Annotated in this window: 20 protein-coding genes and 1 pseudogene; 13 read left to right on the forward strand and 8 right to left on the reverse strand. The window is 33.2% G+C overall.

Going from position 1 to position 22,571, the window contains the following annotated elements; all coding sequences use genetic code 11:
• Positions 1 to 38: 38 nt before the first annotated feature.
• From VW161_RS05745 to VW161_RS05755, 3 genes are all read right to left on the reverse strand, one after another.
• A complete protein-coding gene (locus VW161_RS05745; protein ID WP_304093451.1) occupies positions 39 to 1,295 on the reverse strand; it encodes a methanogenesis marker 16 metalloprotein in 1,257 nt (418 codons plus the stop codon).
• A 12-nt stretch (positions 1,296 to 1,307) separates the two neighbouring features.
• Positions 1,308 to 2,078: a phosphosulfolactate synthase gene (comA, locus tag VW161_RS05750; protein WP_304087478.1), complete on the reverse strand. Its 771-nt coding sequence runs from the start codon at positions 2,076 to 2,078 to the stop codon at positions 1,308 to 1,310.
• 264 nt (positions 2,079 to 2,342) lie between these two features.
• Positions 2,343 to 3,056 carry a UPF0280 family protein gene (locus tag VW161_RS05755; RefSeq protein ID WP_304087480.1) on the reverse strand — a complete coding sequence of 238 codons (714 nt, stop codon included), beginning with the start codon at positions 3,054 to 3,056 and terminating at the stop codon, positions 2,343 to 2,345.
• 387 nt (positions 3,057 to 3,443) lie between these two features.
• Between VW161_RS05755 and VW161_RS05760 the strand changes: the two genes are divergently transcribed.
• Both VW161_RS05760 and VW161_RS05765 read left to right on the forward strand, forming a co-directional pair.
• The gene (locus VW161_RS05760; protein ID WP_304087482.1) at positions 3,444 to 4,241 is read left to right on the forward strand and encodes a 2-amino-3,7-dideoxy-D-threo-hept-6-ulosonate synthase; all 798 of its coding nucleotides are present in this window, start codon (positions 3,444 to 3,446) and stop codon (positions 4,239 to 4,241) included.
• Positions 4,242 to 4,309: 68 nt separating this feature from the next.
• Positions 4,310 to 5,440 (forward strand): 3-dehydroquinate synthase II, encoded by a 1,131-nt coding sequence (locus VW161_RS05765; protein ID WP_304087484.1) that lies wholly within the window; start codon positions 4,310 to 4,312, stop codon positions 5,438 to 5,440.
• Positions 5,441 to 5,598: 158 nt separating this feature from the next.
• Here VW161_RS05765 and VW161_RS05770 read toward each other — a convergent pair whose 3' ends face one another.
• The gene (locus VW161_RS05770) at positions 5,599 to 6,120 is read right to left on the reverse strand and encodes a nitroreductase family protein (RefSeq protein WP_304087486.1); all 522 of its coding nucleotides are present in this window, start codon (positions 6,118 to 6,120) and stop codon (positions 5,599 to 5,601) included.
• A 178-nt stretch (positions 6,121 to 6,298) separates the two neighbouring features.
• Between VW161_RS05770 and hemL the strand changes: the two genes are divergently transcribed.
• The 7 genes from hemL (at position 6,299) to VW161_RS05805 (ending at position 13,380) form a co-directional block, all read left to right on the forward strand.
• Entirely contained in the window at positions 6,299 to 7,564 is a 1,266-nt protein-coding gene (gene hemL / locus VW161_RS05775; RefSeq protein WP_304103657.1) for a glutamate-1-semialdehyde 2,1-aminomutase, read from the forward strand.
• 127 nt (positions 7,565 to 7,691) lie between these two features.
• On the forward strand, positions 7,692 to 8,234 hold the full coding sequence (locus tag VW161_RS05780) for a flavodoxin family protein (protein ID WP_304087489.1): 543 nt from the start codon (positions 7,692 to 7,694) through the stop codon (positions 8,232 to 8,234).
• 147 nt (positions 8,235 to 8,381) lie between these two features.
• Entirely contained in the window at positions 8,382 to 9,191 is an 810-nt protein-coding gene (gene mtxX, locus VW161_RS05785) for a methanogenesis marker protein Mmp4/MtxX (RefSeq protein ID WP_325192784.1), read from the forward strand.
• A 226-nt stretch (positions 9,192 to 9,417) separates the two neighbouring features.
• Entirely contained in the window at positions 9,418 to 10,140 is a 723-nt protein-coding gene (gene uppS, locus VW161_RS05790) for a polyprenyl diphosphate synthase (RefSeq protein ID WP_304087511.1), read from the forward strand.
• 214 nt (positions 10,141 to 10,354) lie between these two features.
• Complete coding sequence (locus tag VW161_RS05795; protein WP_304103375.1) at positions 10,355 to 11,116, forward strand: TatD family hydrolase; 762 nt, start codon at positions 10,355 to 10,357, stop codon at positions 11,114 to 11,116.
• An 86-nt stretch (positions 11,117 to 11,202) separates the two neighbouring features.
• Complete coding sequence (locus VW161_RS05800) at positions 11,203 to 11,883, forward strand: 2,5-diamino-6-(ribosylamino)-4(3H)-pyrimidinone 5'-phosphate reductase (protein WP_325192785.1); 681 nt, start codon at positions 11,203 to 11,205, stop codon at positions 11,881 to 11,883.
• Positions 11,884 to 13,230: 1,347 nt separating this feature from the next.
• Positions 13,231 to 13,380, forward strand: coding sequence for a hypothetical protein (locus VW161_RS05805; protein WP_304135848.1), 150 nt, complete (start codon positions 13,231 to 13,233; stop codon positions 13,378 to 13,380).
• A gap of 157 nt (positions 13,381 to 13,537) precedes the next feature.
• On the opposite strand, the gene VW161_RS05810 is transcribed toward VW161_RS05805, so the two are convergent.
• Positions 13,538 to 14,209: a histidinol phosphate phosphatase domain-containing protein gene (locus VW161_RS05810; RefSeq protein WP_304087499.1), complete on the reverse strand. Its 672-nt coding sequence runs from the start codon at positions 14,207 to 14,209 to the stop codon at positions 13,538 to 13,540.
• 367 nt (positions 14,210 to 14,576) lie between these two features.
• Between VW161_RS05810 and VW161_RS05815 the strand changes: the two are divergent.
• The 3 genes and pseudogenes from VW161_RS05815 to VW161_RS05825 all read left to right on the forward strand — a co-directional run.
• Positions 14,577 to 15,434, forward strand: a pseudogene (locus VW161_RS05815) (pantoate kinase); the annotation flags it as partial.
• 17 nt (positions 15,435 to 15,451) lie between these two features.
• On the forward strand, positions 15,452 to 15,982 hold the full coding sequence (locus VW161_RS05820) for a class I SAM-dependent methyltransferase (RefSeq protein ID WP_304087503.1): 531 nt from the start codon (positions 15,452 to 15,454) through the stop codon (positions 15,980 to 15,982).
• A gap of 164 nt (positions 15,983 to 16,146) precedes the next feature.
• Positions 16,147 to 16,863 (forward strand): DUF4012 domain-containing protein, encoded by a 717-nt coding sequence (locus VW161_RS05825; protein WP_304087505.1) that lies wholly within the window; start codon positions 16,147 to 16,149, stop codon positions 16,861 to 16,863.
• Positions 16,864 to 17,038: 175 nt separating this feature from the next.
• On the opposite strand, the gene VW161_RS05830 is transcribed toward VW161_RS05825, so the two are convergent.
• The 3 genes from VW161_RS05830 to hisD all read right to left on the reverse strand — a co-directional run bounded on the left by VW161_RS05830 (position 17,039) and on the right by hisD (position 21,263).
• Positions 17,039 to 18,361 (reverse strand): NAD(P)/FAD-dependent oxidoreductase, encoded by a 1,323-nt coding sequence (locus tag VW161_RS05830; RefSeq protein ID WP_304093150.1) that lies wholly within the window; start codon positions 18,359 to 18,361, stop codon positions 17,039 to 17,041.
• Between the two features lie 143 nt (positions 18,362 to 18,504).
• Positions 18,505 to 19,827 (reverse strand): aspartate--tRNA(Asn) ligase, encoded by a 1,323-nt coding sequence (gene aspS / locus VW161_RS05835; RefSeq protein ID WP_304087509.1) that lies wholly within the window; start codon positions 19,825 to 19,827, stop codon positions 18,505 to 18,507.
• 158 nt (positions 19,828 to 19,985) lie between these two features.
• On the reverse strand, positions 19,986 to 21,263 hold the full coding sequence (gene hisD, locus VW161_RS05840; protein ID WP_304093152.1) for a histidinol dehydrogenase: 1,278 nt from the start codon (positions 21,261 to 21,263) through the stop codon (positions 19,986 to 19,988).
• A 694-nt stretch (positions 21,264 to 21,957) separates the two neighbouring features.
• On the opposite strand from hisD, the gene VW161_RS05845 reads away from it, so the two are divergent.
• Positions 21,958 to 22,263 carry a UPF0058 family protein gene (locus tag VW161_RS05845; protein WP_304093154.1) on the forward strand — a complete coding sequence of 102 codons (306 nt, stop codon included), beginning with the start codon at positions 21,958 to 21,960 and terminating at the stop codon, positions 22,261 to 22,263.
• Positions 22,264 to 22,571: the final 308 nt, after the last annotated feature.

Raw genomic sequence — 22,571 nt, forward strand, 5'->3', positions numbered from 1 at the left:
TTTTCTATCATTTTCTTTATTTTTGATAGTCATTGCTCTTAATCAAATTTAAACTCTTTATTTTCTATCATTTCTTTTAATTTCAATGATAATTTGTTTGCTCTTAATCTATCTGATTGTCTGCAAATGATTGGAATGTTAACTTCATTTCCATTGATTTTTAAATTAACATCACCGGTATTCATATCAAATGCATTGTTAGGACAGTAATTTGCACACATTCCACAACCGAAACAATATGTGAAGTCAATTCTTTCACTTGCAAATGCATTTGTAGGGCATATTTCCTCTACAATGCATGAATCACATTTTAAACATTTGTCGCTATCATATTTTGGTCTCAAATCATTTTCTGCCCATAATTTTCCATAATCTGTTTCACCCAAAGGCAAATGACGTCCTTTTATGTCTGCCACTGGAATCTTAACATCTTCATCCATTATAAGTAAGTTATTATAAATCTCTTCAGTCAATACAGGGATCGGTATTGCTACAGTATCATAAACCTCTCCTCCTTGCCCTGTCTTAAATCCTCCCATATAGTATGGATCCATTTTAGTAAGGTCTGCAGATAACATCAAGTTTGGCTTTTCAGGGCTTGACCTTGTTCCATTGCCTAATATGTAACCTTGGGTTCCATTCAAAAGGACTTTAGTTCCTTCCTTAATAATATTTTGAGCACAGTCGTTTTGAAGCGGATTCAATGCTCCACAGCCTGAAAATGTCAGTCCCCTTAAGTTTCCTTCAAGAGGTATCGCTCCAAATATTGATGAGACTGATTCCTCATTAGGATTTGTGAATGCGGTATAATTCTTAAATGACATACGTGAGCCTATAATCTGTGCTCTGGTAATGTCTTTCATGGTTATCTTATTTTCTATTGTTTTTCCATCAGCGCTTTCAACTCTTACGTCAATTTCCTTCCCGTCAAGAATGTCCTTAAGCAAGAATCCTCCGCCGTAGCTTTCATCATAGATTGAATGGGCTGTTCCATGAAGTATCACATCAACTGAACCGAGCCATTCATTTGGGCATGGTCCTGCATAAGCCGGAACTCCATTTAAGTAAACTTCGCTGGCTCTTATGAATTCTCCTGGTTCCGAGACTATAAAGTTTAAAATAGCTGCGGTTCCACTCATTACACCACAGGTACCGCATGTAACAACATCAACTTCTTCAAAGCTCGGTGCATCGTCATCCTTAATGAGCTTTTTGAATTCTTCGGCAGTGAAAATTTTAGCTTCACCATCTTCAATCTTTTGGTTTATTTCAGCAATGCTCCTTTTATTGGTCAATTGAACACATCCTTAAATTTTCCCTAATGTGTCTCCTCTCAATCCTCTTCTTAAAGTTTCAAGAGAAGTTATATCGTCGCTTGATATATTTCCCAAATTAACTTCATTTCCAAGTTTTAATATGAAAAATACCTGTTGGTCCTTGTTTGGAGCTTCCCAGAGAATTTTTTCATTATCAACATTATTTAAAATGGTATCTATCTCATCTTCATTTGCCTTGCCTGATTTGTCAAATATTCCAATGTTCTTTCCCCCTTCACGGGCTTCTACAATTATCAGGGATGAACCGGCATTCAGTTCATCGTTCATAGCTTTGATTCTATCATCGAGTGACATTTCCTTATCTAAAACAGGGTCCTTTTTTCCCACTTCAGACAAGACTTCAAACCCGTCATCGCAAGCAAGCTCAATGCATTCCAATTTGTCATCATGGGATATGGTGGTGGATCCGTCTGATATCTCAATAGCTGGGAAACCTAATTCATGTGCCTCATCGAAAAATTCATTGAGCATGCCCTTCTTATATGCAAGCTCAAATAATGTTCCTCCAGTATATGGGGTTATATGGTGGGACTTATACATCTCTACCTTTGCTCTGATTATATCCTGTTCATGTACAATGGAGGTTCCCCATCCAAATTTCAGGTAATCCACATATTCGCCGGAAATGTCCATTAGGCTGCTTGCAGTTTCAAGTCCTAATCCTTTATCCAAGACCATTGTCAATCCACAGGTTCTTGGTTTTTCTTCTCTTTTTTTGGATAAAAATTCAAATGATTTCAAAATATCCCTCATTTATTTGTTTTTAAATTAATGTTTTAAATAATAGCTATAGCATTATGATATTTATATATTTGGATTGTATTGTTTTTCATCTGTTTTTGGAGATTTTTTTTGATAAATTTTTGTACAAAATTATTCTTCTTATCTTCTCAATTATCCGTATTATTCTTATTCTTGTTATTCTTCTCTGATTCTTATTTTTCTTTATTAATTCTTGTTATTTGATATTAATTCTTATTCTTTGTTATTGATTCTTATATTATTTTAGATTTTCACATCAAACTCTTTTGTTTCAACTATCTTCGGCAGTTTGCCGATTGTTCCGACATGATTGTCTGAAATGATTAAAGCCCCTTCAAAAAACTCTTTGTAATCTTCGCCACATTCCAAACCGTTTGATACCTTGTCTTCACTGCTTTCTCCATTGATTTCATTAGCTATTCTAGTTGCAAGCCCATCTGCATTTGACGCTGATTTGGAAATCACAGTAACGCTGTCAGATGTTCCAAAGCTTATGGAATGTCCTATCTTTCCTGAGGAAGTGCAGATTCCCAATGGCCTTTTTCGAGACTTGATCTTAAATGCAATGTCATTTCCTAAAACTTCATTGTTTGAATAGATGCCGCATAAGACCTCTTCATCATTTATCATTGCAATGTCTCCCCCATTTTCAATGATTGAATATCTTGAATCATTTGCAATCAAATAATCGAGAGACATTTCAGAAATTGTTCCTGCAACACAAGCCATAGGTCCAACATCAGCAATATTAGAGGATTCAACCATTGTTTTTACTATCAAAGGCAAATTCCCATCTCTTTTTATAGGCTCAAGTGCCAATAGGAAGTCCTGATCCTTTAAGAGATAGTTTTCCAATTCATTTCTGATGTAAATGATATATTCATTCAGATTATGATTTGGCAAATCTGTTCTTAAACGAATGTGTGTTTGTTTTAAATCAATTTCAGAAAAATTCATATATTAATATTTGCTTTTAAAACTATATTAATTTTAATCAATCAGCATTAAACAATGTTCATGAATCATTTTAAAAAAAAGATTTATATAATAGAAATTAGATATTAAGATATATGTAATAAATAATACAATGGTGTATAAATATGTACATTATTATTGGAAAATTTTCATATTTTTTCAATAAGAAAGTTTGGTTAAACAAAAATATATAAACTATAATTTATTATATATTAAATGGAAAGATTATCATATCTTTATATTTTAAATTATTTTTAAAGTAAAAGATTATCACATCTTTATTTTTTTTTAATAAATTTAAAAAACAAAAGATAAATCATTATCCTAAAATTTATTTAATTATTATTTAAAGTTATGGAGACTAATCTTATGACTGAAATAGGAAAAAAAATTCGTTTAGAAAGGATTTTCAATAGAAAAACCGGAAGAACCGTAATTGCTCCTATGGACCATGGTGTATCAAGCGGTCCAATCAAAGGAATAATTAACATGGATGAAACCGTTGAAAGCATCTCCCAAGGCGGAGCAAACGCAATATTAATGCACAAAGGTATTGTAGGACTCGGACACAGAGGATACGGTAAGGATATCGGTCTTATTGTACACTTGTCTGCAAGTACCTCCTTAAGCCCAGACCCAAACAACAAGGTAACTGTTACCAGTGTTGAAAAGGCTATACAATTAGGTGCAGATGCAGTGTCCGTACATGTCAACATCGGTTCCGATACAGAACCTGAAATGCTCATGGAACTTGGTGAAATATCCGAAACCTGCAGTTACTGGGGAATTCCACTTTTAGCAATGATGTACCCAAGAGGTCAAAAGGTTGAAAACGAGCATGATGTGGAAATGGTAAAGCATGCAGCACGTGTAGGTTCAGAACTTGGTGTGGATATTGTAAAGACCAATTATACTGGTGATCCAGACTCATTCAAGGAAGTAGTGGATGGGGCATTAGTGCCTGTTGTCATTGCAGGAGGACCTAAAGTTGAAACCGATAGGGAACTTTTAGAGATGGTAAAGGATTCCCTTGAAGTTGGAGGAGCAGGTGTAGCATTTGGAAGAAACCTTTTCCAAGCTGAAAACCCTGGAAAAATCACAAGAGCTATTTCAGAAGTAGTTCACAATGATTTGGATGTTGAAGAAGCATTGAAATTCCTCGATTAAATAAATCATATTTATAAATTGTTCAATGATATTAACAATCAAAACTAGAAAATTTAAGGAGATTAAAATTGTCAAATAAATTCGCTTGGATTATGTCCCCAAAGGCAAGTTGGGACGATAAGAAAGAATTAATCACAACAGCACTGGAATCAGGAATAGATTATGTTCTTGATACAGAAGACAGTGAAAACATCAGAAAAGTTGGAAACTTCAAGATAATTTCCAATGAGGAAGATGCTGACATTTATTTGGTTGGAATTGATGGTGAAGGAGACGGCTCTCTTGAGCTTAAGGACAACTTGAATGAATCAGCAGATTTAGCTAAAGCAAATGAAGCTAAAAACAGTGGAAAAACTGTCTGTGCCTATATAGTCATTACCGACAAGTTGCATGAGCAATTGGCAGTGACATTAGGCAGAGTTGTTGACTATATAATCCTTGTAGCGACTGACTGGACAATCATTCCCCTTGAAAACATCATTGCAGATTTGCAAAAGGAAAATGTTAACATAATAGCTGCTGTAAAGAATGCGGATGATGCAAAAGTGGCTATGGAAACCTTGGAAGTGGGCACTGATGGAGTCATATTCGAGCCTCAAGAGTTTGCACAGATAAAAGACATTGCAAATCTTATTGATGAGCTTTCAACAGAAAGCTATTCTTTAAAAGACTTGACAATCACTAATGTAGAGCCTGTAGGTTCAGGGGATAGGGTGTGCATTGACACAACCACTATGATGAAGCCTGGAGAAGGTATGCTCATTGGTTCTTACTCTAAAGCAATGTTTTTCATTCACAGTGAAAGTTTGGAAAGTGAATATGTGGCATCTAGGCCATTTAGAGTTAATGCAGGTCCTGTTCAAGCTTATGTTATGGTTCCAGGCAACAAGACAAGATACTTGTCAGAGCTTGAAACCGGTGATGAGGTATTGATTGTTGATAAGGATGGAAAGACCAAAAAGTCTATTGTTGGCAGATCCAAGATAGAAAAAAGGCCACTTCTTTTGATTGAAGCGGAATATGAAGATATGAAAATAAGGTCATTGGTTCAAAATGCAGAAACAATAAGATTAGTCGATGAAAATAATGAACCGATTTCCGTTTCAGTTCTAGAACCTGGAATGAAAGTCAAAGGATTTATTGACGATAGCGCAAGACATTTTGGTATGGCTATTGATGAGCAAATCATCGAGCAATAACCCCCAAGCTTTTTATAGGCCTTCGGCCTGAAAAACCTTGACCAAAAATTTTTTTCACTGGTTGGGAGTATTAACTCTTAACTTTTCTCTTTTTTTATTTTTTTAATTTTTATTTTAGCATTGAAATATTTTAATCTATTTTACTTTTTTTTAAGATTTTAAAGAAGATAGTGGACTTTTTCCTTATCAATATCATCGAGAGTATAAGCTTTCATATGCCCATCTTCGATTCCTAAAGCCAATATTCCAACTATTCTGAAGTAATCATCAATTCCTAAAATGTCACGTACAATGTCTTCAGATGATTTTCCCAATTTGGATTTTCTTAAATGGATTTGAATCCAGCAGCTTCCAATATCCTGTTCTGCAGCCATCAAATGCATGAATGCCAAAGCTATTGAGGAATCTTCAATCCATGTATCTGAAACCTTGCTGTTTGCAATGACAGCTATTGCCTTATTCGCATCCTTTACAAATGAAGCTCCAAATGCTTTTGATTTACTTATTTTCTTTAATGTTTCCTTGTTTTTAATTACTAAAAAATTGCATGGCTTTAGGTTTCTGCTTGTAGGAGCAAGGAGACCTGCCTGCAGGATCTTGTTCATTTTCTCATTTGGAATCTCTTCATCAGTATATTTTCTGACACTTCTTCTTTTAAGCATTACATCTAATAAATCCATTCTATCATCCTTTAAAATTAGTTGATTGTTTATTTCTTGAATTGATTTTTATAGTTTATTATATTAAACTTTTTATAAAATAGAAATACCTATTAATTAAGATAAATAAACTATATTATAATAATTGATTTATGATTATAAATTATTCATCTAAATTAAAATTATAGGAATTATTATCATGAATAGCGAAGAATTATTTAAAATAAGTAAAACCATCACTCCTGGAGGAGTAAACTCTCCAGTACGTGCTTTTGAACCTTATCCATTCTTTGTAAAGGAAGCAAAAGGTTCTCATATAAAAGACATTGACGGCAACGATTATGTTGACCACTGTTTGGCTTATGGCCCTATCTTGCTTGGTCATAGTGATGATGATGTCATGAATGACGTTTTTGCACAGATGCAAAAGGGAACCGCTTATGGGGCCCCTACTGAAAATGAGGTTAAATTGGCTCAGGAAATAATTGACAGGGTTCCATGTGCTGAGATGGTTCGTTTTGTAAACTCTGGTACTGAAGCTACAATGGCTGCAATCAGACTTGCAAGAGGATTTACCGGTAGGGATAAGATTGTCAAGTTTGAAGGATCCTATCATGGGGCTCATGACTATGTGCTTGTAAAATCAGGTTCTGGTGCAGCATGTCTTCCAGATTCTTTAGGAATTCCAGTGGAAACAACCCAAAACACCCTTTCAGTACCATTCAATGACGTGGATGCAATGACCAAATTGATTGATGAGGAAGGCGAAAACATAGCTTGTATTATCGTAGAGCCTGTTATGGGAAATATCGGCTGTGTAGAGCCTACTGTAAAGTTCTTGAAATTCCTTAGGGAGATCACAGAGGAAAATGATATAGTATTGATCTTTGATGAAGTGATCACTGGTTTTAGAGTTTCCCGTGGTGGAGCTCAAGAGTATTATGGTGTCAAGCCTGATTTAGTCACTTTCGCTAAGATATTAGGTGGAGGATTCCCAATTGGTGCTTATGCCGGTAAAAAGGAAATCATGGAAATGATTGCACCTAACGGTAAGGTTTACCAAGCAGGAACCTTTAGCGGAAACCCTGTTTCAGTTCAAGCGGGTCTTTCAACATTGGCAAAGCTTGATTATCCATTCTATGGCAATTTGGCAAGAAAAGGAGATTTTTTAAGAGACAATATGAAAGACATTGTCGAAGACTTGAACTTGGACTTGCAGGTTGTAGGTCTTGCATCAATGTTCCAAATCTACTTCAATCCAGAGCCAGTGCTCAATTATGAAATAGCTAAAAAGTCTGATACCAAAAGGTTCTTGGTATATTTCAGAGAATTGTTAAAGAACGGTGTATTCATTCCGCCTAGCCAATTCGAATGTAATTTCATCTCTGGTGCACATACTGAAGATGACTTGGTAAAGACATCAGAAGCTATTGAAGCTGCATTGAAAGTGGCTTGGGAAAAATAGGTAAAATTAGATTAGATTAACATATTTAACTAAAAAAACTATATATAATCGTAAAATAAACTATAAAATGTAATTAATAATCATTTAAATTATTAAATGCTGATTTAAATATTTCGGAGGAAGAAAAATGAAAATTATTGCATTACAAGGAAGTCCACGTATTGGTGGAAACTGTGACGTATTAATGGATGAAATGATTAAAGGGGCAGAAGAAAACGGTCACGAAGTAGTAAAATACTATCTTGAAGAAGAAGACATTGCAGGCTGTAAAGCATGTATGTTCTGTGCTGAAAACCCTGACTGTGTACATGAAGACGATGGTAACAAGATCATCAATGAATTGGTTGCAGCTGATGGTGTAATCTTTGCAACTCCTATCTACTATGGTCAAATGACTGCACAAGCAAAAACCATTATCGACCGTTTCTATGCAATTGGCCAAAACCCAAATAAAAGCTTAAGCGGTAAAGCAGCTCTTATCTTCACTGAAAACCAACCTGAAGGAACCTACGAAGCATACATCGAATTGACTAAATTCTCCCCATTCACCTTTATGGGATATGAAGTTATAGGTCATGTCGATGCTGGTAGCGCTGGTCCTGCAGGAATCGTTGCAGAAGAACAAGAAGACAAATTAAAAGAAGCTTACGAATTAGGTAAACAATTCTAAGTTTATCTATTTCTCTTTTTTTCTTTTTTTACTTATTTTTACTTTTTTTAATTTATTAAACTCTATTTTACTTATTTCTAACTATTTCTAACTATTTTAACAGGATATTTTCCAGTTCTGATTTTTTATAAAACTATAAATTAAATAATGAATAAAACAATTACTATGATTAGAATAGTGGCGGGTTTAGGAGAAAATGAAAATATCATTAAGGCTTCTAACGAACTCAATGAGATTGATGACTTGGAAATAACTTTAGTTAAAACTGAAGATGAACTCATAGAAGCATTCAAAAATCCGGAAATAGATGCGGTTATCAGAGGATCTCTAAAGGCATCTAAAGTAGTTAAAGCCATTAAAGATTTCAAATCAAGTCAAACAATCAACAGAACCACTTATATCAATACAGAAGATGATGAAAGCTTTTCCAATAATTATGAATTCCTTCTTGCTCCTGTAGGCATTGATGAAGGAAAGAACATAGAAGAAAAAATTATATTGGCTGTTCAAGCAGCTAATTTTATTCAATACCTTGGAAAGAAGCCTAAAATAGCTGTTTTGGCTGAAGGAAGAAAAGATGATTTGGGAAGAAGCGAGAGAATCGATGAAAGCCTAATATCTTCTGAAGAATTGACAAACAGATTAATAGAGACTTTCAAGGAATTGGATAATTTCGATAATGATAGTGATGAGATATCCGAGAATTATTCAATTAAAAACTATTACATTCTCTTGGAACAGGCTATTGAAGATGGCTATAACATCATTCTTGCAAATGATGGCATCTTTGGAAACATCATGTTCAGGACACTTGTGCTTCTTGACAAATGGCCAAGCTATGGTGCTGTAACACTTGGAATAGATGAGATATTCATTGATACAAGCCGTGACCAAACTGTTGAAGGTTATGTAAGAAGCTTAAAGTTAGCTTATAATCTTGCTAAATTAAGGGGATAATCCTATTTTTTACTTTTTTTTAAAACTTTAAGAACTATTTTTTTTTTTAAAAAATTTATATAAAACTATTTAAATTATTTTTTTTATATATAATACTAATAGAATTACTTCATTAAGTAATAGTTAAATAAAATTGTAAACTTCAAAAAAATAAAAAATAAAAAAAATATTATGGGGAATTATTTTGCCACCAAAATTTTTATACAGTATCTATGAAAAGCGTCTAATGAATGAATTAGACCCTAATAGAATGCCAAAGCATGTAGCTATTATCATGGACGGCAATAGAAGATACTCTAAGATTCAAGGAAATATGGAGGTTATCAAGGGCCATGAAATTGGTGTAGATACCTTAGAGAAGGTTCTTGACTGGAGTATTGATTTAGGAATTGAAATTGTAACCGCTTATGCATTTTCAACTGAAAACTTCAATAGACCTCAGCATGAAGTTGAAGGATTGATGAATCTTTTCGTAAAGAACTTCAAGAGAATTGTTAACCATGAAAAGATTCACAGGAACAAGGTTCGTGTTAAGGTTGTAGGAAGAACTGAACTCTTGCCTGATAGCGTACGGGAAGCTATTAGGGAAGCTGAAGAGGCTACAAAGGATTATGATGAAAGACTTTTCAACTTGGCTATCGGTTATGACGGCAGATTGGAAATCGTTGATGCAATCAAGAAAATATCTAAGCAAGTGAAAGATGGCGAGATTTCCATTGATGACATTGATGAGGATATGGTCAGCCAGAATCTTTACACTGAAGGCCTTGAAGATCCAAGTCTCATTATTAGGACAAGTGGAGAAGAAAGACTTAGTGGTTTCCTCTTATGGCAATCTTCTTACTCCGAGCTTTATTTCTGTGATAGCTTATGGCCAGAGTTAAGGAAAGTTGACTATTTAAGAGCCATTAGGGATTATCAAGCAAGAGACAGACGTTTTGGAGTCTAAATTTATTCTTTCTTTTTTATCTTTTTTTAACATTTTTATTATTATTATTATTATTATTATTATTATTATTTTATTTTTATTGTGATTATTATGATAGATACGCACTTCAACATTGAGGTATACATGATAAAAATCTGTTAAATTTTTGTTGAAATTTTATCAAAAATATGTAAAAAATATATTACATTTATAACATTGCTACATAAGTGATACGATGATAGATACACATTGCCATATAGATTTTGATGAATTTGATGAAGATAGGGATAAGGTTATATCCAGAGCTAAAGAGAAGCTCAATGCTGTCATCAATTCAGGGTATGGTTTGGAAAGCAATGCAAAGGCATTGGCTCTTTCAAAGGAGTATGAAGGATTTGTTTATCCAACCTTCGGATTCCATCCTGTATCATCCCAGAACTCTCCTCAAGAGGAGATAGATGCAGCACATAAGCAGATGATTGACCATCTTGATGAGATTTTGGCAGTTGGGGAAGTTGGAATGGATTTCTTCTATTGCACAGACAAGGCATTGAGAGCTCGCCAGCAGGAAATCTTCACAGGATTTATTGAAATTGCAAATGAATACAAGAAACCATTGCTTATTCACGGAAGGGACTGTGAAAAGAAGATATTCAATTTGCTAAAGGATTATGATGATATTCCTAAAGTGATCTATCATTGTTATGGAGGTAGCCTGAAGACAGCAAGGAAGATCTTGGATATGGAAGACCATTACCTAAGCTGTTCGACTATGGTATGCTACAGTCCGAGACATCAAGACCTTTTCAAGGAAATTCCACTTGAAAGAATCTTGACTGAAACTGACAGCCCATACTTGGCAATGACCAAGGATGAAAGGAATGAACCTGCAAATGTTGCACTTGCAGTTGAGAAATTAGCTGAATTGCATGAAACTAGTGTGGATGATGTATCTCTACAAACTGAAAAGAATGCAAGATATGTATTTGACATATAATTTTAACGGAACGATTGATTAAACTGATGTTTATAAAAATTATTTAATTTTCATTATTCTATTATTGAATTTAAAGGTATGGTATTATGAAACCTTATGTAATCCTTAATGCAGCTATGACATTGGATGGAAAAATAGCTACAAAAACTGGAAGTTCTGAAATTTCAGGCAAAGAAGATCTTGAACGTGTTCATGAAATCAGAAAGGAAGTTGATGGCATTATGGTAGGAATTGGAACCGTTCTTGCAGATGACCCAAGACTTACCGTTCATAAGATTAATGCAAGAAAAGAGGACAATCCGGTTAGGGTTGTAGTTGACAATAAGGCAAGGACTCCACTTGATTTTCGGATATTGGATGATGATGCTGAAACAATCATTGCAGTAAGCAGCATTTGTGATGAGAATAATCCTGATTCTGATGAGGATGCAGTTCTAAGGGCTAAGGAGCTTTCCAAAAGAGCAAATGTTTTCTATTCCTCTAAGGAATCTGTTGATTTAGTTGAATTTATGGAGCATTTGTATTCAAAAGGAATTGAAACCCTTATGCTTGAAGGGGGATCCACACTTAACTTTTCCATGATACGTGAAAATCTTATTGATGAAGTGAGGATATGCATAGCTCCTATGATTGTTGGAGGAAAGGATTCCAAAACCTTCTTCGATGGGGAAGGATTCGATTATATGAAGGAAGCCATTCCATTGAAATTGGAAAAGTATTATCCTTTGGGAAAGGACTTTGTTATGGAATATAATGTTTTAAAATAAGTTTTCCTTTTTTTTAATTTTAAATCAGATTAATAAAATTATAAAAAAAGTTTTAAAAATAGTTTTAAAAAATAGTTTTAAAAAATAGCTGAATAAAAGAAATAAAATAATTAATAATAAAATAATGTAAAAGCAAACAAGTCTTTCTTCTTTGTTTGCTCTTACTTGTTTTTGAAATTTTGGTTTTCAAATTGAGGTTTTATTTTTCGTATCTTGATATTTCCACCTCTAATTTTTATTTTCGATTTGTGCGATTTGTTTTTCTTTTTTTGATTTGAAATATAGATTGAAGCAATGTTTTGTCGAATGATTTTAGTTTAATTCCATGCTAAAATACATTTTTTTTTTACAAATTTTGCTTAAATTTAGTTTTTTTGATTAATTCAAAGATTAATCATGTTCAACAGCTTAATTAATTGCAAATGCAATTAATACGTTTTTTGTTAAAATGTCTTAATTTAAGTTAATTAGTCCATTCTAACACTTTTGGAGATATTCAGGTTCATTTTTTCTTTGGATTTTGATAGTATTCATTTTAATCCAGTATCGATTTTCGATGCTGGAGTTGTCCCAAATATCTATATTAATATTTGTTCTTATAGTATATAACTGTTTGCATATTTACTAACATTTTCTATATGTGCAAATATTTAGGCATACCTAAACATTTATATATGATGAAAACAAACTATAATTAAAGATATTTAGGTACACCTAAATTTTAAGGAATCGCCTACAAGTAAAAAGAATAATGTCATTAATCACTCCAAATTAAAATCAAGTCCTTAAAATTTTTGTACTTTTGTCTTTAATTCTCGGAGGTGAAATATTGGGAAGAACCAAAAGTGGAATTTGTGGTAAAAAGCAGATTAAACCGACTAAACGAGAAAGAAAAAGAGATCCAAAAGTTGTTACTTTCAGAGGATGATTTTTGGAAATGACCTTCAATAGTTCTGAACTTATTAAAACTTTATGTGCTGTATATGCTCTAACAACAAAACATTACTGGAAAATTTATCTTCAAAATTTCAATCAAATCAAAACACACATCCAAAATAAATTCACTATAAAATTTTCCAAAATCGCTCAAATCAAATCAATCAAATCTAGAGCTTGTATAAAAAAAGTTTTAATTTCTAAATATTTTATTTAGAATTCGATTAATTGGCAAACAAAAAGGATTTATTCTTTTTTGTTGCTGGTTGATGATTGCTGTTTTTCAAGATTTTTTTTATTTACTATTTTTTTAAATTATTTTTAAAACTTTATTGATGATGTTTTATATATGCATATATAATTAGTTAAAAAAATTTATTATAATTATTATTTTATTTAAAAGGTGAAAATATGGGAAATATGGCTGAAGCAAGAAGAAAAATGCATGAAAGGGATGAAAGGGTAAAGAAGGAAAACAAGTCTGAAGTCAAGAAAATAAGAAATTTCTTCTTTGGCTGTTGCAACGATAAGGAAAGCAGAAATGTCAAGGAACACAAATAATTTCTAAAACACTATTTTTTTTTAAAAAAAGAATTTTTTTTTAATAATATTAAAGTAAAAAAAGCATTTAATTTATTCTTTTATAATATTAAAGTAAAAAAAGAGTATTTATTATTTTTTTATAAAATAAAAGTAAAAAAGTAAGGATATGGAATAATTAAAGGTTTATTCCATTTCTTTTTAAGATTTTTCTAGGATTATCAACGGTAGCTTTCAACACTTCTTCTTTTGTCATTCCCGCTCCTAATCCTATTTCCATTGCTCTTTCAAATGTAATTAAATTGTCAGGGGAATGGGTGTCTGTATCGATTAAGAGATCATTTCCAACTTCTCTTGCAATGTTTGCTACGTGACCGTTTCCTAAGCAGTGGCCTTTTCTTGCACTGATTTCCAAAGCGACATCATTCTTTTTAGCAAGCTCTGCCTCTTCACGGGTAATGAGTCCAGGATGGCCTAAAATATCGATTTCCTTACAGTTAACAGCAGCAAAGTTGGTTCCTTCCACAACAGGTTCATTCAATGTTTCACCATGAACAACAACAATCTTTGCACCTAATTCACGAGCCTTATCTGCAAGGTCTGGAATGGATTCAACAGGAGCATGAGTGATTTCAGCGCCTAAAACCACTGTAATGTCCCAGTTATTGTTTATATCATCAATTGCCGCGCTGATTTCAGGGATGGTATTGATGTTTGAGTAGTCAACATGGTCTGTGATAGCTATTGCTTCATGTCCAAGTACAAGTGCTCTTCTTGCAAGTTCAGATGGCAAAAGCTCTCCATCACTGAATAAGCTGTGCATATGTAAATCAATTCTTTTATAATTCAATAATATCTCTCCTTCGAGTAAAATAATTATAATTATAACTTTAATATGAATATTTTTTAGTATGTACTCATATTTTTTAATTTTCTTTTGAAATTTTTATAATTATAAACTTTTATAAATGTTAAAAATCTAATTTATATTAATTAAATAGAATTATATATTTAATATTTAATATTCTTATTCTTATAATTTATAAACTTATTATTTAATTGTCAAGTAGAGTGTTAAAATGATTTCTGTATTTGTTCCATCTCATATCACTGGTTTCTTTAGCATTCTTGATAATGATGACCCATTGCATAAAGGATCTTTAGGTGCAGGAGTGCTTTTGGATAAGGGTGTAATTACTGAAATAGACGAAAGCGATGAGTTTTCTGTTTCAATAAATGGAAAGAAAGATGAATACAATGAGGTAATTATTCTTAAGACCATAGAGCTTATGAAAAAGGATATTGAGTTTGACTTGAATAATGTCCTTATAAAGCAAACTATTCAGGTTCCTATAGGATGCGGGTTTGGAACATCCGCTTCATCAGCTATAGGCACTGCCATTTGCATAAATGAACACTTTGAACTAGGACTATCCCTAGAGGAATGTGGCAAGTATGCCCACTTGGCAGAAGTTGAGCTTGGAACTGGTCTTGGAGATGTGATTGGAGAGCTTTCAAGGGGAATAGTTCTCAGGACAAAACCGGGTGCTCCAGGTTATGGTGAGGCAAGATCAATTGTTCCACATGAGAAAACAGGTTTTGGAGTTTTTGAAGTCTTGAAATCAGATTTCTATGTAATAACCAAGTCATTGGGAGAAATATCTACAGCTTCAATCATAGAAGACCCAAAGCATAGGAAGATAATTACACAAGTTGGATTGGAAATAGGAGAGGAATTCAATAAGAAAGATGATGGAATAGTCATCGGTTCCAAATTCAAGAATAAGTTCAATGTAGCTGTTGACAGTGAATTCAATGAAGAGGAAACAATCAAGAAGTTCATGAAGGCTTCCCTTTCATTTGCCAAAAGAACTCATCTGATAAGCGATGAGCTATTGGAAATAGTTCATAAACTCCATGGAAAGGTCCTTGGAAGTTCAATGGCAATGTTGGGAAACACTGTATTTGCAATAGCGAATGAAGATCAAAAGCTTAAGTTGGAAGCGAAATATTATAATGAATTTGAATTCTATAAGATGGATACTGAAGGAATCCGTATAATAAGTCATGATTAATTAATGGGGTGATATTAGTGATAAAGCTCAGTTATGATATGAAAGTCTATAGGCAACATTTGAGGGAAGTTTTGGAAAAGACAGACAATGTTGTTGAATTGGGGGCTCATGTAGGAAAATCAAGTGAAATAATCTTGTATAAATTGACCACTGGACGTTTAATCAGCATAGACAACAGTCCGGAAGCTCTTGAACCTATGGATAGGCTTTCAAGATACAATGATAATTTTACATTCATAAGCGGTGATGTAAGGCTTCACGAAACTTTGGAGCAGGTAGCTAAATCAATTGACAGATGTGATGTATTGTCTATAGACTTAGGTGGAGGATACCATCCAGACACAGTTTTCAAGGTCTTTTACATTTGGTCATCAACCCTTAAGCCAAGGGATGTTTTGATAAGAAATCAAGGTTTGATAGACTTTGTAAATTCTGCAGATTATGATGAAGAATTCGAGTCAAGTGAAGGATGGCTTGAATCTTGTGGAAATCAAGGAATCCCGCCTCAAATTAAGGAATTCAGTCTATGGAGCGATAAGATCGGGTGATTTCATTAATAATTTTTTCTTTTTTTTTATTTTACATTTTTCTATTATTTTTCAACTATTTTTTCTTAAAATTATAATTCTTATAAATACATTTATAAATATAAAACTCTAAATATTATAATGATATAAAAAATTTTAATTATTTTTTTAAAGGAAGGAATATTATGAGGCGGAAACAAAAACTAATTATAGCAATTCTTTCTGTTATTCTTATTTGGTTATTAATAGTTATAGGGACCTTTTTCATAGGGGGTCCTGATTTAGCTGCAGAAAACAAGACTATTTTAGTTTTAGCAGCTGACAAGTATGAGCAGTCAAACGGTGGATGTGATATGGCATTCATTGTTCGTTTAGAAAATGGACACTTAAAGAGCTATGATCCATTTTACCCTGGTGGAATGGTGCACCCAACACAACCTGCTCCCGGAAATCTGAAAGGAAATATGCGGTTCCACGATTGTCTTTGGAATGGTGTTGAAGAGGGTATGCAATATGCAAAAGAGATTGTAGAGTACCGTAACGGAACTAAAATCGATGCGGTTGTTCTTATCTATGATGAAGGATTAGATAATATCATAGATTCAGTAAGGCCTCTTGAAGTTGACGGTGAAGTAACTACCCTTAGTGCAACTGACATTATCCGTGAAAACGACAATTACAACGGATATAAAGGCAATGGTGGTGTAACTGGAACCATGAATAGGGCTGATGCAGTAATGGTATTGGTTAAAGCTCTTTCTAATGCTGCAAAAGACCCAGATAAAAAACAAACCATGGTAAAAGCAGCTATGGACGAGTATAACAAAGGTAATATTGTTATGACTCCAAAAGGTTCCTTTGCACGTTTACTCGCAACAAAAGGATTTGAAAGTATTGTATAAATTTTAATAATTTATACAATTATTTTTTTTAAATTTTTTTCATTTTTAACAATTGTTATATCATCTTTTTTTTAATTTCAATATTTAAAATAAAAATAAATAAAAATAGAAAAACTCTTTTTGAAAAATAAAATAGAAATGGTACAGGAATAAAATAATAAATAAAAAAATAGATTTATTTTAAACTGTTTGCAGCTTCTTGACCTGCCAAGTAACCGGTAGCAAATGCAATCTGCAAGTTATATCCGCCAGTTGGTCCAGCCATCTCAAGAACTTCTCCTGCAAAGTACAATCCATTCACAAATCTGGATTGAAGTGTTTTGGAATCGATCTCTTTAGACTTGACTCCTCCAATGGTAACCTTTGCAAGATCCATTTCCAAGGATTCAATTTCAATATGATGTCTCTTAAGGTTTTCGGCTATCTTGTTCTTGTCCTTTTTGGTAATGTTAGCCATTGTCTTGCTTGGGTTGATATTGATTTTCATCAAGAAGTAATCAATGAAATTGGATGGAAGGAACCTTTTCAGATAGTTCTTAATGGACATCTTACCATTGTCCGGTGTGTCTTTAGTGATTTGTTCTTTTATCTCTTCCTCAGTCAAGTCTGGAGTGAAGTCAATACTGATTTTATTTGTAAACAATTCAAGCTCTTCAAACTCATCATCACTTTTTTGGTTTAAGGCATCATCTAGGATTGTAAACTTGGACTTTTCAATCAACAGATTGCTTAAGTCAATCACTGCAGGGCCTGTCAATCCAAAATGACTGATCAATGCATCCCCTCTAACGGAAACCTTTTTCTTCTTGTCTTTGAATGAAAGCTCAACATCACTTAATGTAAGTCCGCTTAGGCTTCTAAGCAGGAAGTCATCCACATTGAATGAAACAAGTCCCGGCTTGATGTCGCTGAGGGTATGATTCATTTTTGAAGCTATTCTATATCCGTCTCCAGTGGACCCTGTAGATGGGTATGTGATACCTCCTGTAGATACTACAATCTTTGATGCATTAAATGATATCTTATCATTTTCTATTAAGAATACTGGTTCCATTCTTTCATTTAATTCATGCTCTATATCATTTGCATTAATTGGACAGTCTGTATGTACATCCACTCCCAATTCTTCAAGATATTCTTCCAAAATATCTAAAATGTCCTGAGCATCTTCACTGTCTGGGAAGATTCTCTTCTTGTCTTCAGTGTGGAATTCAAGGTCTTTCTCTTCAAATATTTCAAGCAGTTTTTCTTGAGGCAATGTGTATAATGCATGCTTAAGGAAATTCTTGTTTTTATTGTAATACTTCAATTGATCATGGATTGGTGTGCCGTTTGCAATGTTGCAGCGTCCTCCACCTGTCATGAGAAGCTTTTTTCCTAAGCTATCATTCTTTTCCATTATGCATACAGTTTTTGGGCCTAAAACTTGTGCTGCCCTTATTGCAGCCATCATTCCTGCTGGCCCTCCTCCTATAATCGCTACCTTATATTCCTGCATATTATTACCTTGAATTCAATTTTTTAAAATAGTTTCTTTATGATTTAGTAAAATAAGTTTAAAAATAGTGGTTTTTTATAATAAAAGTAAAATAAATAAGGAAATTTCCTTATTCATTGATTTTTTAATATGATTTGATTAACTTATGGGGTTAATCTGTGTCTGTCTCTTGGGAAGAGTACAGTTTCCCTAATGTTTTCAACACCGGTCAATACCATAGCTAATCTGTCAGCACCTACACCCCAACCAGCGTGAGGAGCCATACCGTATTCGAATGCTTTCAAGTAGCTTCCGAATCCATCTGGGTTTAAGTCTCTTTCAACCATTTGTTTCACTAAAAGGTCGTATTGGTGAACCCTAGTGGAACCTGAGGAAATTTCAAGGTTTTTGTACATCAAGTCGAAAGCATGGCTGATTTCTGGAGTGTCTTCGTAAGGCATAGCATAGAATGGCTTGATAGCTGATGGCCAATCGGTTAAGAAGTAGAAACCTTCTTGAGTGTCACCTAAAGCTTTTTCAGCTTCTCTGGATAAGTCTTCTCCCCATTCCATATCGATTCCTTTGGAATTGATTATGTCTACAGCATCATCGTATTTCACTTCTGGGAATGGTCCTTCAGGGATAGCGCTTAAGTCGTATTCCAAGATTTCCAATTCTTTAGCGCAGTTTTCCTTAGTGGATTTAAGTACTGCAGTGATCATGCCATCCAATACTTTCATTACATCAACGTCATCTGCAAATGAGATTTCACAGTCAATGGAAACCGCTTCGTTCAAGTGTCTTAAGGTATCATGCTCTTCTGCTCTGAAGATTTGGCCGATTTCAAATACCTTGTCAAATCCAGCACCCATCATCATCTGTTTGTATAATTGTGGAGATTGGCCGAGGAATGCTTCTTTTTCAAAGTAAGTGATTGGGAAAAGTTCAGTTCCTCCTTCAGTAGCGGATGCTACAAGCTTAGGAGTGTTGATTTCAATCATGCCTTGTTCATAGAAGTAGTCACGAACGGTTTTGAACATGTTAGCTTTTATCTTGAAGATAGAGCTTACATTTGCTTTTCTTAAATCCAAGAATCTAGAGTTTAATCTTGTATCGATTTCAGCCTTTACCTTTTCGGTAGGGTCCATTGGCAATGGCTGTTTAGCAGGGTTAAGGATAATTACTTCCGCTGGAATGATTTCAACACCATTTGGTGCTTTTCCTGCATCTTGCACAGTACCTTTAATAGCCACTACAGATTCTTTTCTGAGTGCTCTTAAATCATCTAAGATGTTTGCGTCTACCTTTTTACTTGGTGCAGTGATTTGCACTAATCCATCTCTGTCTCTAATGATTACGAAGATGATTCCACCTAAATCTCTTATTTCATGTACCCAACCCATGATAAGGACTTCTTCCCCACTGATATCTGGGTTTACGTCTTTTGAATAATGAGTTCTTCTTAAGTCGCCTAATAAATAATCCACGTTAATCGCCTCGATTATATTTAAAAATTAATTTATTATTTTCAATTAATAATAACATCAGTAATTATTTAATTGTTTTAATTAATCAAATTAATAATTGGAATAATTATAATAATTATATTATTTCTTTAATTTATTTAAACTTAGTTTTTTTAGCATTAGTTTTTATCCAGTCTCACTTTCACGGAATTTGCATGTGCATGGAATCCTTCATATTCAGCTATTGGAATGACTGTTTTAGAAAGTTCCTCGATTCCTTCCCTTGTAATGTTTTGAACAGTAGGTTTCTTAAGGAATGCTTCAGTTGAAAGACCGGAATACATTTTAGCTCCACCACCTGTTGGCAATACATGGTTTGTTCCGGAACCGTAGTCTCCAGCAGCAACTGGAGAATATTTGCCTAGGAAAATTGAACCTGCATTCTTGATTCTATCAAGCACAGATGCATCATCTTCAGTGCAAATGATCAAGTGTTCAGGAGCATATGTATTTGTAAAGTCAATGGCATCGTCCATATTTTCACAAAGGATAATATGCCCGTGCTTTTCTAAAGACTCTTCAATGATTTCGCGTCTTTCTGCCTCTTTTGAGAATTCTTCAATCAAATCTTTTGATTTTTCAGCTATTTTCACATCATCAGTCACCAAGAAGCATGATGCTTCAGGGTCATGCTCTGCTTGAGATAGGAAGTCATGAGCAAGATATTCTGGAATTGCAGTGCTGTCACATAAGATCAACACTTCTGATGGGCCTGCAGGGAATTCAATGTCAACGTCACCGTAAACAAGTTTTTTTGCTCCGGTAACGAATACGTTTCCAGGACCTACAATCTTTTCGACCTTTTCAATTGATTCAGTTCCATAAGCCATTGCAGCAATAGCTTGAGCTCCACCGCACTTGTAGATTTCATCAGCTCCTGCCAAGTCTGCAGCAACAAGGATTGCATCCATTATCTTGCCGTCAGCTCCTGGAGGAGTGCAACAGATGATTCTTTCCACTCCAGCTATTCTTGCAGGAATCACTTCCATTAAAATAGATGAAGGGTAAGCGGCTCTCCCTCCTGGAATGTAACAGCCAACACTGTTTATTGGCCTGATGATTTGTCCAGCAGTGATTCCAGTGTTCACTTCCATAAACCATTCTTCTGGTATTTGAGCCTTATGGAATTTTTCAATATTTCCAGATGCTCTTTTAAGTGCTTCAATAAGATTCTTATCCAAATTATCGTAAGCTTCTTTGATTTCATCTTCTGAAACTTGCAAATCATTCAATTCTGCCTTATCAAACTTTGCAGTGTATCTTTTTACAGCTTCATCCTTGTTTTCCTTAACATCCTTTAAGATGTCTGAAACTATATTCAGGACTTCACTGATATCTGCTTGTGACCTTTTAATCAAATCATTTGCAGTTTCCTTATCATATCTTAGAATTTCCATTCTACCACTCTTGCTAAATAAAAATAAACTAAAAATAAAATTATTATAATTTCATTTGTTTTGTTGTTTTTATGCATCTTCTCTTATGATTATGTCAATGCATAATTTATAACATAATTAAATATCTTTTTTATATTTTATATACATTATTAATAATATTATAAAATTCTTACATTTCTTGAGCTGTTTTTGCCAAATTTTCCATTTCTTCAAATTTCTTAATATTTTTCAATGATCTTAACTGTTTAAAAAATCTATTTTATTAATTTAGTTAAGTAGTAGTTTGTCTATTTTTCATAATTTTTTATAGGAAATAATCTAAATTTTTTTGAAAAACTATGGTTTGAAATCCAATTCAACAAAAAGATTTATATATAGTTGATACAAAGAATTAAATATAAAAATTTATATAGTTAAACATAAATTTTAAATACAATCATGTTTAAAATAACATTAACAAAATAAATTTGAGTATGTAATTTAGGTAGTTCATTATTGAGGTTTTTATGGGGATTTTGTTGTCAGTTGTTTAAATCCCAAAAGATGATATGGGTCTCTTGGTATTTGTGGTGAATTAATATTTTATAGCTTATTTTTACGTTTGTTATGTGTTTAATGATCTAAGTTAAATAATTTATTTGACTTAAAGCCAGAATTTTATTTTTACAATTTTAAAATATAGGAAAGGTATTATATGTATAAGGATGAAATGATTCAATTACATCAATTTTTAGTATATGTTTTAAAATATTTAGACACTGATAACTCTGCTCACGAGTTCTTTGACGATTACCTTGCGTTAAACATAAGTCCTCATCATATTCACAGAACAAAAGCAGAGCACAAACATGCAATATTCGTTCTTTCTAACATTATTTCTGAAGTGATTTTAAACAAGGAAGAGGGTTCTGTTCCTCCAAATGTTTCAAACGCTTTAAGGGATCTTGTAAGAAAATCCAAAAAAGAATTAAAGGCAGCTGAAGCTGCTCAATCCAAATAATTCTTTTCTTTTTTTATTTATTTAATTATTTATTTTTATGGCGCTTTTATTTTCTTTTTTTATTAGTTTTCGACTTGTATTTTTTATTATTTTTTTACAGTTTTTTTTCTTTTTTATTAGTTTTCGACTTGTATTTCTTCATTGTTTTTGCAGTTTTTCCATGTTTTAAATTATCTATCTTTTCTAAAATCATTTCTTTAAATTATTTTTCCATGAGTCAAAAAGATTTAAATATTTTATTACTAATATATATTTATAGTATAAAATGTTAATACAGAAATATTAAATAAGAAGATACCAATAAGGAT

Origin of the sequence: Methanobrevibacter ruminantium, assembly GCF_016294135.1 — an archaeon.
GTDB classification, from domain to species: domain Archaea; phylum Methanobacteriota; class Methanobacteria; order Methanobacteriales; family Methanobacteriaceae; genus Methanobrevibacter; species Methanobrevibacter ruminantium_A.

Bases quoted from the DNA above. Each gene is read 5' to 3' on its own strand.
- VW161_RS05760 (WP_304087482.1), top strand. From the start codon at position 3,444: ATGACTGAAATAGGAAAAAAAATTCGTTTAGAAAGGATTTTCAATAGA.
- VW161_RS05845 (WP_304093154.1), top strand. From the start codon at position 21,958: ATGTATAAGGATGAAATGATTCAATTACATCAATTTTTAGTATATGTT.
- VW161_RS05805 (WP_304135848.1), top strand. From the start codon at position 13,231: ATGGGAAATATGGCTGAAGCAAGAAGAAAAATGCATGAAAGGGATGAA.
- VW161_RS05780 (WP_304087489.1), top strand. From the start codon at position 7,692: ATGAAAATTATTGCATTACAAGGAAGTCCACGTATTGGTGGAAACTGT.
- VW161_RS05825 (WP_304087505.1), top strand. From the start codon at position 16,147: ATGAGGCGGAAACAAAAACTAATTATAGCAATTCTTTCTGTTATTCTT.
- VW161_RS05830 (WP_304093150.1), bottom strand. From the start codon at position 18,361: ATGCAGGAATATAAGGTAGCGATTATAGGAGGAGGGCCAGCAGGAATG.
- VW161_RS05770 (WP_304087486.1), bottom strand. From the start codon at position 6,120: ATGGATTTATTAGATGTAATGCTTAAAAGAAGAAGTGTCAGAAAATAT.
- mtxX (WP_325192784.1), top strand. From the start codon at position 8,382: ATGAATAAAACAATTACTATGATTAGAATAGTGGCGGGTTTAGGAGAA.
- hemL (WP_304103657.1), top strand. From the start codon at position 6,299: ATGAATAGCGAAGAATTATTTAAAATAAGTAAAACCATCACTCCTGGA.
- VW161_RS05795 (WP_304103375.1), top strand. From the start codon at position 10,355: ATGATAGATACACATTGCCATATAGATTTTGATGAATTTGATGAAGAT.
- hisD (WP_304093152.1), bottom strand. From the start codon at position 21,263: ATGGAAATTCTAAGATATGATAAGGAAACTGCAAATGATTTGATTAAA.
- VW161_RS05755 (WP_304087480.1), bottom strand. From the start codon at position 3,056: ATGAATTTTTCTGAAATTGATTTAAAACAAACACACATTCGTTTAAGA.
- uppS (WP_304087511.1), top strand. From the start codon at position 9,418: ATGAATGAATTAGACCCTAATAGAATGCCAAAGCATGTAGCTATTATC.
- VW161_RS05800 (WP_325192785.1), top strand. From the start codon at position 11,203: ATGAAACCTTATGTAATCCTTAATGCAGCTATGACATTGGATGGAAAA.